This window comes from Paenibacillus glycanilyticus, assembly GCF_023715145.1.
Taxonomy (GTDB): Bacteria; Bacillota; Bacilli; order Paenibacillales; family Paenibacillaceae; genus Pristimantibacillus; species Pristimantibacillus glycanilyticus_A.
Genome location: NZ_JAMBNP010000018.1, coordinates 65,432 through 77,932 on the forward strand (window position 1 = coordinate 65,432; position 12,501 = coordinate 77,932).

The 12,501-nt window shown below is 51.2% G+C and carries 12 protein-coding genes and 1 rRNA gene; all 13 read left to right on the forward strand.

The genetic code is table 11. The features are described 5' to 3' along the window. The gene (pabA, locus tag M3194_RS29040) at positions 1–582 is read left to right on the forward strand and encodes an aminodeoxychorismate/anthranilate synthase component II (RefSeq protein ID WP_251657640.1); all 582 of its coding nucleotides are present in this window, start codon (positions 1–3) and stop codon (positions 580–582) included. After that, complete coding sequence (gene pabC, locus M3194_RS29045; protein ID WP_251657641.1) at positions 579–1,460, forward strand: aminodeoxychorismate lyase; 882 nt, start codon at positions 579–581, stop codon at positions 1,458–1,460. The genes pabA and pabC overlap by 4 nt, the downstream gene beginning before the upstream one ends. Then, entirely contained in the window at positions 1,457–2,329 is an 873-nt protein-coding gene (gene folP, locus M3194_RS29050; RefSeq protein ID WP_251657642.1) for a dihydropteroate synthase, read from the forward strand. Before pabC ends, folP begins: the two co-directional genes overlap by 4 nt. Positions 2,330–2,364: 35 nt before the next feature. Further along, positions 2,365–2,751 carry a dihydroneopterin aldolase gene (gene folB / locus M3194_RS29055; RefSeq protein WP_251657643.1) on the forward strand — a complete coding sequence of 129 codons (387 nt, stop codon included), beginning with the start codon at positions 2,365–2,367 and terminating at the stop codon, positions 2,749–2,751. Further along, positions 2,729–3,280, forward strand: coding sequence for a 2-amino-4-hydroxy-6-hydroxymethyldihydropteridine diphosphokinase (folK, locus tag M3194_RS29060; protein WP_251657655.1), 552 nt, complete (start codon positions 2,729–2,731; stop codon positions 3,278–3,280). The genes folB and folK overlap by 23 nt, the downstream gene beginning before the upstream one ends. Next, on the forward strand, positions 3,232–3,441 hold the full coding sequence (locus M3194_RS29065) for a helix-turn-helix domain-containing protein (RefSeq protein ID WP_091190610.1): 210 nt from the start codon (positions 3,232–3,234) through the stop codon (positions 3,439–3,441). Before folK ends, M3194_RS29065 begins: the two co-directional genes overlap by 49 nt. Before the next feature lie 133 nt (positions 3,442–3,574). Then, entirely contained in the window at positions 3,575–4,591 is a 1,017-nt protein-coding gene (gene dusB, locus M3194_RS29070; RefSeq protein WP_251657644.1) for a tRNA dihydrouridine synthase DusB, read from the forward strand. A 263-nt stretch (positions 4,592–4,854) separates the two neighbouring features. Beyond that, on the forward strand, positions 4,855–5,331 hold the full coding sequence (greA, locus tag M3194_RS29075; RefSeq protein WP_251657645.1) for a transcription elongation factor GreA: 477 nt from the start codon (positions 4,855–4,857) through the stop codon (positions 5,329–5,331). Positions 5,332–5,417: 86 nt separating this feature from the next. After that, positions 5,418–6,962, forward strand: a complete 1,545-nt coding sequence (gene lysS, locus M3194_RS29080; protein ID WP_251657646.1) for a lysine--tRNA ligase — start codon at positions 5,418–5,420, stop codon at positions 6,960–6,962. Between the two features lie 180 nt (positions 6,963–7,142). After that, a complete protein-coding gene (locus M3194_RS29085) occupies positions 7,143–10,586 on the forward strand; it encodes a phospholipid carrier-dependent glycosyltransferase (protein ID WP_251657647.1) in 3,444 nt (1,147 codons plus the stop codon). A 23-nt stretch (positions 10,587–10,609) separates the two neighbouring features. Next, positions 10,610–11,596 carry a glycosyltransferase family 2 protein gene (locus tag M3194_RS29090; protein ID WP_251657648.1) on the forward strand — a complete coding sequence of 329 codons (987 nt, stop codon included), beginning with the start codon at positions 10,610–10,612 and terminating at the stop codon, positions 11,594–11,596. Next, complete coding sequence (locus M3194_RS29095) at positions 11,586–12,032, forward strand: GtrA family protein (protein ID WP_251657649.1); 447 nt, start codon at positions 11,586–11,588, stop codon at positions 12,030–12,032. Before M3194_RS29090 ends, M3194_RS29095 begins: the two co-directional genes overlap by 11 nt. A 256-nt stretch (positions 12,033–12,288) precedes the next feature. Next, a 16S ribosomal RNA gene (locus M3194_RS29100) occupies positions 12,289–12,501 on the forward strand; the annotation flags it as partial.

Consider the following 12,501-nt stretch of genomic DNA (forward strand, 5'->3'; position numbering starts at 1 on the left):
ATGATTCTAGTAATTGATAATTATGATTCGTTTACGTACAACTTGGTGCAATATTTAGGTGAACTGGGCGAAGAGGTTGTCGTGAAGAGGAATGACGAGATTGATCTGGCGGGTATTGAAGCGCTGAAGCCTGACCATATCCTGATTTCGCCAGGACCTTGCTCTCCGAATGAAGCCGGCATCAGCCTGTCGGTCATCGAGCATTTCAAAGGCATTATTCCGATCTTTGGCGTGTGTCTGGGCCACCAGTCGATCGGACAAGCGTTTGGCGGCGACGTGGTGCGAGCAGAGAAGCTGATGCACGGCAAGACTTCCGAAATCCTGCATGACGGTAAAACCATCTTTGAAGGAATCCCTTCTCCGTATACGGCTACCCGTTACCATTCGCTCATCGTGAAGCGCGAGACGCTTCCGGATTGCCTCGAGATTACGGCGGAAACGGCAGAGGGCGAAATTATGGGACTTCGCCATAAGGAATATGCCATTGAAGGCGTACAGTTCCATCCTGAATCAATCATCACGCAGCACGGACATGCCATGCTGCGCAATTTCTTGAAGCTCCACGCGGGCGCGGCTCGATGAAGATCGGGCTGAACGGAACAGTAATGGAATCTGGCAAAGCTGTGATCTCGGTTTATGATCACGGCTTTTTGTACGGTATGGGGTTGTTTGAGACATTTCGGACGTACGGCGGCACGCCGTATTTGCTGGATAGGCATATGAAGCGATTGATGGAGGGCTGCGAAGCGATCGGCATTCGGTATAAGCCGGATCTGGATGCGCTGCAGAAGATGATAAGCACGCTGCTTATCGAGAATGGGCTGGAAGAAGGGTATATCCGCCTAACCGTTACGGCAGGTATTGGCGAGCTAGGGCTGCCTTCCGGCGATTATGAGCGGCCAACGGAGTTTATGCTGGTCAAGGCGCTTCCGCCTCATAATGAAGAGCTTTACCGAGAGGGCAAGGAGTTACGTCTGCTTAAAACCGCAAGGAACACCCCCGAGGGAGCGGTTCGATTAAAATCTCTCCATTATATGAACAATATAATTGCAAAGCGGGAATTGCTGGCAAGCGGTGCTTCCGCCTCGGCTGAAGGACTAATGCTAAGTCATGAGGGCTTGATAGCGGAAGGCATCGTGAGCAATGTGTTTTTTGTGCAGGAGGGTATTCTCTATACCCCATCGACGGATATCGGCATCTTGCCGGGCATTACAAGACAGCGGGTTATCGAGCTGGCGCGCGGGCAGGGCTATACGGTTCGGGAAGGCCATTATTTATTTGACGAGCTTCTTGCGGCAGAGGAAATATGGCTGACGACTTCTATCCAGGAGCTCGTGCCGGTAACGCGCGTAACCGATGAGACAGGCCGCGGTGCAAGGGTCGGTTCGGGCTCGGCAGGACCGGTGCTGCAAGAACTTCTGCTCGCTTACCGCAAAGATACGGAGGAACGGCAACGATGAGTGAACGGGATCAGGAATTACTAGGGTATAAACCGACCTATTGGAATAGAAGCTATGAGCTTGGGGACGGCATTCGGCTGGAGCTTGGCAAGCGTACGCTGATTATGGGCATTCTGAATGCTACGCCGGATTCCTTCTCGGATGGCGGGCGGTATAACCATGCGGAGGCCGCCGCAGTGCGTGCTGCGGCTATGGTAGAAGAAGGCGTCGACATTATTGATATCGGCGCCGAATCTACGCGCCCCGGCTTTGAGCCGGTCAGCATAGAGGAAGAGCTCCGCCGCCTGCTGCCCGTTATCCGGGCTGTACGCGATGCGGCACCGCACGTGCCGATTTCCATCGACACGTATAAGGCCGAGACTGCGCGCCGGGCGCTGGAAGCGGGAGCGCACATCATCAACGATATATGGGGTCTGAAGTATGACCCCTTCATGGCGGCCATTGCGTCCGAATATGGCTGCCCCGTCATTATCAGCCATAACCGCCCGGCCCGGGACTACGGCGATCTTGTCCCGGATGTGCTTGCCGACCTGCAGGCGAGCGTGGCAATTGCGCTTCAGGCTGGCGTGGAAGCAGGCCAGATCTGGCTCGACCCGGGTCTTGGCTTCGCCAAGGATCATGATGACAACCTCAAATTTATGGGCCGGTTGTCGGAGCTGACCGCGCTTGGTTACCCGGTGCTTCTCGGCACCTCGCGCAAACGGTTCATCCGGCAGACGCTGAACCTGCCGGTTGATGACCTGGCGGAAGGCACCGCGGCAACAACGGCGCTTGGCATTGCTCAGGGCTGCCAGATTGTGCGCGTGCATGATGTACGGGCGAACAAGCGGACGGCGATGATGACCGACGCTATCATGTACCGCAAATAACGGCGGTAAGAATAGAAAGCGAGGAAGCTACAGTCATGGACAGCATGATCATGAAAGGCATGCAATTTTACGGCTATCACGGTGTTTTCCCGGAAGAGAACCGTCTTGGACAGAAGTTTATCGTCGATCTTGACCTAAAGCTTGATCTTGAGCAGGCGGCGCGGACCGATGACCTGGAAGCAACCATTAACTATGCCGAGCTGTACGGCGAGATCAAATCCGTCGTCCAGGGAGAGCCTTACAAATTAATTGAAGCTTTAGCCGGCGGCATTGCAACGCGGGTTTTGGAAGCTTATACTATGATAAATGAAGTGACGGTTCGCGTTACAAAGCCAAATCCGCCGTTCGAGATTCATTTCGACGGAGTGACGATTGAGCTTCGGCGCAAGCGTGACGGGAATGGACGTGTTGTCCGTGCCTAACACGATGTCGCAAGCGTATATTGCACTTGGCTCTAATCTTGGCGATCGCGAGGGATTGCTCCGGCAGGCGGTAGAACGCCTCCAGCAGCAGCCTGGCGTTCATGTCTTACGGGTATCCGGCATCTATGAGACGGATCCTGTCGGGTATACAGATCAACCGGCTTTTCTGAATATGGCGATGGCTGTTGAGACCACTCTTTCACCAATCGAGCTTCTTCACGCTTTGTTTGAAGCGGAGCAGCAGCTTGGCCGTGTTAGAGATATACGCTGGGGACCGCGCACCATAGATCTAGATCTGCTGTTATATGGAGATGTCGCGATGGATGATGAGGAGCTGACGCTACCTCACCCTCGCATGCTGGAGCGGGCTTTTGTGCTTGTTCCGCTGCGGGATGTCATCGATTCGACGCATCCTCTGCAGGACCTTGTTTCGACGACTGCAGCAGCGGCTCTTCAGGATGGAAAGGAAGGCATCACGTTATGGAAAATCACCAATTGGCTCAGCGAGTACGGGCATTCCGGAAGCTGAAGGGCTACACCCAGCAGGAGCTGGCAAAGGTACTAGGCGTTTCCGTTGCGGTCCTTGGATCGCTGGAGCGGGGTACGCGCAAGCCCGATGCTCGGCTTATGACGAATATTGCGAATACGCTCGGCATTAGCTATGAAGAATTAATGGATACGGAATCATAACGTACCTTTCATATGACGCATTGGAGTCCGTAAGGGATAAGCATGCAATACGCAATAAGAATTACGGACATTGTCCTGAGTCCGGCCATTTAGTTGGCTAATCATCTAAGTAGGAGGAGGAAGCAGCGGCAGCATGTTAAAAATCGGAGATATCGAGATGAAAAATAAAGTCGTGCTCGCGCCGATGGCCGGCGTCTGCAACCCGGCCTTTCGATTGATTGCCAAAGAATTCGGAACCGGACTTGTATGCGCGGAGATGGTCAGCGATAAAGCGATCCTGCACGGCAACAAGCGCACGATGGAGATGCTGTACGTAGACGAGCGCGAGAAGCCGCTTAGTCTGCAAATTTTCGGCGGCGACCGGGAGACGCTCGTTGAAGCGGCGAAGGTTGTCGACCAACAGACCAATGCGGATATTATTGACATCAATATGGGCTGCCCGGTGCCGAAAGTAACGAGCTGTGATGCGGGTGCCCGCTGGCTGCTTGACCCGAATAAAATCTACGAGATGGTCTCTGCGGTAACCGCTGCTGTCAGCAAGCCGGTTACGGTGAAGATGAGGATCGGCTGGGACGATGAGCATATTTATGCCGTCGACAATGCGAAGGCTGTCGAAAGCGCAGGCGGCAAAGCTGTCAGCGTGCATGGGCGAACGCGCGAGCAGCAGTACACCGGCAAAGCGAACTGGGATATTATCCGCGATGTGAAGCGGTCCGTATCGATTCCCGTAATCGGCAACGGCGACGTCTTCTCGCCGGAAGATGCCCGCCGTTTGCTTGACCATACCGGTTGTGACGGGGTGATGATCGGGCGCGGAGCGCTCGGCAACCCTTGGATGCTGTACCGTACGATTCAATATCTTGAAACGGGCGAATTGATGCCGGATCCGCTTCCGCGCGAGAAGCTGGAGGTAGCGATTCTGCACATGGACCGTCTTGTTGCCCTGAGAGGCGAAGCGACCGCGGTACGCGAAATGCGCAAGCATATGGCTTGGTACCTAAAAGGTCTTCCAGGCGCGGCACGCGTGAAGGATGCCATTATGGAAGAGACAGGCCGCGACAAACTTGTCGAAATTATGGCCCAATACATTGCCGCTTTGGACGAGGAAGCAATGGCCGCTGCCGCAGGCAGCTCCAAAACTGCTCATTAAGAGAGAGGAGAGGATCAACGGCCGTATTAGCCGATGGTCCTCTCCACCCCATCTCCCGTAAAGCGGTTACATCACAAATTTGGCTTTGATTGACATTCGGGGTGTCTTTGAAATATAATCTTGCAATATACATCAACGACATCGTCGTTTCCGCGCTGGCTGCCCCGCAACTTGGCATGAGGAACGGGGAATGCAATATATTTAAATATCAGTGAATTCATACAACGTATGAATAATATGTCACACGACAGGAGAATCGGAAGATGAGCGATAAGGAAATCATTCTGACTCAGGACGGTTTAAAGAAACTTGAAGAGGAACTCGAAAACCTCAAGTCGGTCAAACGTCGTGAAGTAGCGGAACGGATTAAAGTAGCCATTGGTTATGGTGATATCAGCGAGAACTCCGAATACGAGGACGCCAAGAATGAGCAGGCTTTCATTGAAGGCCGGATCATTACGCTTGAGAAAATGCTCCGCAACGCGCGGATTATTAATAATGATGAGATCGATACCGATACGGTAAGTATTGGTTCGGTTGTAACGGTGGAAGATTTGGAATTCGGTGATACAATGGAATATGCCATTGTAGGATCGGCTGAGTCAGATCCTCTTCGTAACAAAATTTCGAATGAGAGCCCGGTAGGCAAAGCAATATTGGGTAAGAAAAAAGGTACAGTTGTGGACGTCAGCGTTCCTGCCGGCATTATTCAATATAAAATCGTCGATATTAAAAAATAAGGTATGCACTGCCATTTGCGCATATTTTTCGAAAGCTTCCTTAGCGGAAGCTTTTTGAACGTTCTGCAGTGCCTTTAATTTAGGAGATGAATGTAGTGGATCAGCAAAACACGGGAGTGGAACAAGAACAAGAACAAGAACAAGAACAAGAACTAAGCGAACTTCTGCAAATCCGCAGAGACAAACTGGACGAGCTGAGAGCCCTTGGCGTTGACCCGTTCGGCGGCAAATTCGAGCGTACGCACAATGCGAAAGACATTGTGTCCGCTTATGAGGAGCTTAGCAAGGAAGAGCTGGAAGAGAAAGCAATCAAGGTAAGTATTGCCGGCCGCATTATGCAAAAACGCGGCATGGGTAAAGCTTCTTTCGCGCATATCCAGGACCTCTCCGGCAAAATTCAAATTTACGTTCGTAAAGATACGGTTGAAGCTAACAAATACGCCGCATTCGAAATGCTCGATATCGGCGATATCGTAGGCATCAACGGCGTTGTGTTCAAGACAAATACCGGTGAAGTATCGGTTAAAGCCCATGAGGTAGAAGTGCTGACGAAGTCGCTGCTTCCGCTGCCGGACAAATATCACGGTCTGAAGGATGTTGAGCTGCGCTACCGCCAGCGTTATGTCGACCTGATCGTGAACCCGGATGTACAGCAGACCTTCATCGCGCGTTCCCGTATTATCCAATCGATGCGCCGTTACCTGGATTCGAAGGGCTACCTCGAAGTTGAGACTCCTACACTGCACTCCATCGCAGGCGGTGCCGCGGCGCGTCCGTTTATTACGCATCATAATGCGCTCGATATGCAGCTGTATATGCGTATTGCCATTGAGCTTCACTTGAAACGCCTCATTGTGGGCGGACTTGAGAAGGTGTATGAGATTGGCCGCGTATACCGGAACGAAGGCATCTCCACGCGCCATAACCCTGAGTTCACCATGATCGAGCTGTATGAGGCTTACGCGGACTACAAAGACATCATGTCATTGACCGAGAATCTGATTGCGCACATTGCGCAAGAAGTTCTTGGCACGATGAAGATTACTTACCAAGACCAAGAGATCGATCTGACGCCGGAATGGCGCCGCGTTTCGATGGTAGACTTGGTTAAAGAAGTGACTGGCGTTGACTTCAGCGTAGAGATGAGCGACGAAGAAGCTCATGCCCTTGCGAAGGAGCACAAAGTGCCGGTTGAGCCGCATATGACGTTTGGCCACATCCTGAATGCGTTCTTCGAGACGCATTGCGAGCATACGCTGATTCAGCCTACATTTGTAACGGGTCATCCGGTTGCGATCTCGCCGCTGGCGAAGAAGAACCCGGTGGATCCGCGCTTTACGGACCGCTTCGAGCTGTTCATCGTTGCGCGCGAGCATGCAAATGCGTTCACCGAGCTGAATGATCCGATCGACCAGCGTCAACGCTTTGAAGCTCAGCTTGTAGAGAAAGAGCAGGGCAATGACGAAGCACATGAGATGGATGACGATTTCATCCGCGCTCTTGAATACGGCATGCCGCCAACAGGCGGACTTGGCATTGGTGTTGACCGCCTTGTTATGCTGCTTACGAACGCGCCTTCCATCCGTGATGTTCTGCTGTTCCCTCATATGCGCGAGCGTGCAGGCGAATAAGAGATAAAGGAAACACCGCTTGGACTTTTAGGTCCGGGCGGTGTTTTTTGTTTTACAATTCAATTGGCGAGTAGGGGTTTTATCACGATAAGGGCACACATTGACATTTGATAGGGAAAATGAGAATGTAATTTTAACAGGACATGATAAGAAACTATCGTTTGAGGTGAACCGCGGAAAATGTGGAAGAGTGGCTTGCGTGCAATCATCTGTTTATTATTTGTTTTCGTAGTTGGCCTTTTGCCTGCCATGAACGGGTATGCGGCATCTGAAGGGAGCATTGTGACAGAGACGAATGCTTTGGGCAACATTGCTACAGAAGCTTTTTCTCCCTCAATCTCCGTGGAACCGGTCCAATCCGCCTCGACGACACCCCAGAATGAGGAGAAGGTGGATCCGAAGAAAATATCGGCCTTTTCGGTGTTAGCCATATCTGCGTTATTTGGCGCCTTGTTTGCTTACTTGTACAGCAGATGGCTGCGTGCCCGAGCATTTTCTTCGGCCGGCAAGCTCGCGGCATCCGGAAGCAAGCCTTCGATGAACGGCATGCGCATTGCACTGCTTGCGGCTTTTGCCTTCCGGTTTTACATAGCAGCTACTAATCCCGGCTATACGAATGACATAAATACGTTTATTTATTGGGCGAATCATGCCTTTAAGGACGGACTGGGCAATTTCTATCAGGAAGGTTTGTTTGCCGATTATCCGCCGGGCTATATTTATGTCCTCTATGTTCTTGGCGCTATACAGTCTTGGACCGGGATCGGATCCGCAAGCGACGCGGCAATTGTTTTCTATAAGCTCCCGGCTATTTTTGCCGATCTCATTTCCGGCTATCTCATTTACCGCACCGCGGTGAAAAAGCTCGATCACCGCGCCGCCTTTGGACTAGCGATGATCTATATCTGGAATCCTGCCGTCTGGATGAACTCGGCAGGCTGGGGGCAGGTCGATTCCTTCTTCACCCTGATTCTAATTCTCGCTATTCGCGCGATTACCGAAAGCAAGCTGGAACGTGCTTCGATCTGGTTTGCGATTGCCGTTCTTGTGAAGCCGCAGGCGCTTATTTTCACGCCTGTTTTCCTGCTGGCTTACGGGTATAACCTGAAGGAGTGGAAGCGTGTTGCGGCTGGCATCGGTTACGGAGCGGTTGCGTTCCTCCTGCTCGCGGCACCATTTATATGGAATAACGGCGGTTTGCCTGCTCTTTATCAACTCTATAAATCCACCTTGTCCTCTTACCCTTATGCCACGCTTAACGCATTTAATCTGTATGCTTTAACCGGCGGGAATTGGGCGAAGCTGGATATGCACTGGCTGGGACTCGAATACGCAACCTGGGGCAATATCGGCATCGTATTTGCCACGGTCATCTCCATACTCTTTTTTGGCCTGCGCAAGCAGCAGAAGGATCTGTCGGGGTCTTTCTACATGGCGATCATTCTGATCGTCACCGTCTTTATGTTTGCGGCAAAAATGCATGAGCGCTACATGTTCCCAGCGCTTCTGCTGATGATTTTCGCTTATATCGAAGCGAAGGACCGCCGGATTCTCCATCTGTTGTTAGGGTTCAGCATTACGCATTATATTAATGTCGGCTACGTTCTGGCGTTCAGCCAGGCCAATGCTTTCCTTCCTTCTTCCAACGGCATCCTCATCGTTACTTCATTGTGCAATGCGGGTTTGTATCTGTATATGCTGTATGTCGGTTACGACAGATACATCAAGGGACGCCAGCAGCCGGTTCATGCGGTGACGACGGCGGAGCTTGCCTTATTGGAAGAGCGGCTGCTGCAAGGAGTGCGGGCTGACTATGAACAGCCTGTCCGCAGGCTGATGCGCGGGGATTGGCTGTGGATGTCCGTCATTACAGTCGTTTACGCAGCAATTGCTCTCGTTAATTTAGGCTCTACGGTTAGCTTCGACAGCGGCTGGAAGGCGGATCGGGATGGCCAAAGCTTCTATGTGGATTTTGGCAAACCGGTGCAGATCAGCCAGGTTAACAGCTTTAACGGTGTTGGCGTCGGCAAATACAAGTGGGAGTTCAGCAGCACCGCGCCGGATCAATGGAGCAATCCGATTGAGATCGAGCAGAAGGTTGGCGACAACCTGAAGTGGACGGTTAATCCGGTCAATCAGACTGTCCGGTATGCGAAGCTGACCGTCACCAAGTGGGGCTTTACCATGCAGGAGGTTGCCTTCTATTCGGAGGGCAGCGATAAGCCGATACCGGTTCAGCAGGTTGTGGATTCGGCAGACTCCGTTTCAAGTGAAGAGGATGCCGCTATCGCGGGCAGCCGTTTGTTTGATGAGCAGGCGAATGCGGTGTATAAGCCTAATTATATGAACAGCTCTTATTTTGACGAAATTTATCATGCCCGTACGGCTTATGAGAACCTTCATGGCATGAAGGCATATGAGAATACGCATCCGCCGCTGGGCAAGCTGCTCATTGCGGTAGGCATCAAGCTGTTTGGTCTCAGTCCGTTTGGCTGGAGGATCGTCGGCACGCTCTTTGGCGTAGCCATGCTGCCCATTATTTATTTGTTTGCCCTGCAGCTTTTCCGCAAAACGGGCTTTGCTGTAGCCGCAACGATTCTGTTTGCGGCTGACTTTATGCATTTCACGCAGACGCGTATCGCGACCATTGATGTGTATGGTGTCTTCTTCATTATGCTGATGTTCTATTTCATGAATAAATACAGGGAAATGAGCTTTTACCGGTCACCCCTTTGGAAGACGCTTGTGCCATTGTTCTGGACGGGGCTATTGTTCGGCATTGGGGTAGCATCCAAATGGATTGTCATCTATGGCGGTGCGGGGCTTGCGGTTATGCTGGCCCTCGTGCTCATTGAGCGTTACCGCGAACATGCGGCAGCAAAACGCGCCCTGGCACGACGGGAAGAAGGAGAGATTCGGCAGGAGGATGAGACGTACCGGAGAGCATCCCGCAGTTTTGTCAGGAATACGATACTGACCTTGGCAAGCTGCATCGTCTTTTTCGTTGTTATTCCGCTTGCGATCTACTGCTTGTCCTATATTCCCGTTCTCTCGGTAAAAGGAGATACGTATACAGCGGAGCGTCTCATTGAATACCAAGAGCATATGTACGATTACCATAGCAACCTTGTCGCTACGCATCCGTATTCGTCCCAGTGGTGGGAGTGGCCGTTTATGAAACGTCCGGTCTGGTATTACAACGGCAAGAATCTGGAGCCGGGCCAAGTCTCATCCATTTCATCGTTTGGCAACCCGCTTATTTGGTGGACGGGGATCTTTGCGGTCATTGCCGCACTCTATATTAGCTTGAAACGCAAAGACAAAAGGATGTACGTGCTGTGGATCGCGTATTTATCGCAATATCTGCCTTGGATGCTCGTTCCTCGGCTCACGTTCTTATATCATTATTTCGCCATGGTACCGTTCATGATCCTGGCTATAGTTTATATCTTTACCCGCATCGAGGACGGCCGCGAGAATAGAAAATGGATCCGCTGGCTGTACGCCGGCATCGCGGTTGTTTTGTTCATTATGTATTATCCGGTTATTACAGGTATGGAAGTAAGCAAAGAATATGTGATGATTGCTTTACGTCATTTTGACTCTTGGGTCTTTTACAGTTGATGAACGAAAAGGGGTGGACGGGCATGAAGGCGAGATACAGCATTATTGTGCCGATGTACAACGAGGAAGAAGTGATTCGCCACACGTATGCCAAGCTGAAAGAAGTCATGGATGGCTATGGAGAGCCTTATGAGCTTGTATTCGTCAACGACGGCAGCAAAGACCAAACGGTCGAGATCGTGGAAGCGATTTGTCAGCAGGACCAGAATGTGAGGCTGGTCAATTTCTCGCGCAACTTTGGTCATCAGATCGCGATTACTGCCGGTATGGACTACGCGCAAGGGGATGCCATCATTATCATTGACGCGGATCTTCAGGATCCGCCGGAAGTGATGCTCAAGATGATTGAGAAGTGGAAGGAAGGCTACGAGGTTGTCTACGGCAAGCGTCTGAAGCGCAAAGGCGAAACGGCCTTTAAGAAAATAACGGCGCTGATGTTCTACCGCACGATGCGAAGCCTAACCAATTTCGATATTCCAATGGATACCGGAGACTTCCGTTTGATCGACCGCAAAGTATGCGATGTGCTGCGGGGTTTGAAAGAGAAGAACCGTTTCGTGCGTGGTCTCGTCAGCTGGGTAGGCTTCCGCCAGACGATGGTGGAGTACGTCCGCGAGGAGCGTTTTGCGGGAGAGACCAAGTATCCGCTGAAAAAAATGATCAGCTTTGCGGTGGACGGAATCACCTCCTTCTCCTATAAGCCTCTCAAAATCGCTACCTATATCGGCTTTACTCTTTCCGCTACGAGTTTTGTTTATTTATTAGTAGTGCTGAGTCAGCGTCTGTTTACTTCTACCACGGTGGCGGGATGGACAACCATCGTCGCCATTAATCTTTTGTTCAATGGCATCATTCTGATGCTGCTCGGGCTCATTGGCGAGTATATCGGACGTATTTATGATGAATCCAAAAATCGTCCCTTATATATTGTAAGGGAAGCCCGCGGCTTCGGCGATGAGAAGGAGCAAGAGGAGAAACAGAAGGAAAAGGAACGCGAATATGTCCATTGAGCAGCCTCAGCAGCAGATTCATCCGAGGAGAAGGCGGCTTGGCGCATTCAAGCAATTCGTCTTGTTCAATATGATCGGATTGCTAAATACGCTTGTGGACTTTATCGTGTACAGCTTATTGGTGTGGGCGGGACTGTACGTCCTTCCCGCGCAAGTCATTTCCTACAGCGCGGGTATGGCGAACAGTTATATGTTAAACTCCATGATTACTTTTAAAGAAGCGACAAAAAAGGAAAGTGGTTCAAAGGCCGATCGCTCTCAGGCCGTTCGATTTATTGTTTTGAACGCGGCTGTGCTCGGAGTATCTATGCTTCTCCTATATGAATTGACGGAAGCGGCGGGACTGGGTCCTCTTATCGCTAAGCTTCTGGCTACGGGAGTAACGGTGGTGCTTAACTTTGCGGGGAGCAAATGGTGGGTGTTTCGAAGGGCATAAACAGGCCGAGCAACGAGTCTGAAAAAACTTTAAAAAAAGTGCTTGCAATCGAATAGGCGTACGTGGTATATTATCTAAGTCGCCGCTGAAACACACGGTCGACAAAGAGAAAAGAAATTGTTCTTTGAAAACTGAACAACGAGTGAAACTGCCCCGTTAGAAATAACGGAAAAAGCGATAAAAACAAGTTTGAGCAAGTCAAACAAAACCAAGGAGTTTTCGAGGATCGGTTTCCATCGATCAACGAAAACGCCATTTCATGGAGAGTTTGATCCTGGCTCAGGACGAACGCTGGCGGCGTGCCTAATACATGCAAGTCGAGCGGATCTTGTCCTTCGGGACAAGGTTAGCGGCGGACGGGTGAGTAACACGTGGGTAACCTGCCCATAAGACTGGGATAACATTCGGAAACGAATGCTAATACCGGATACGCGAATTGGTCGCATGGCCGAATCGGGAAAGGCGGAGC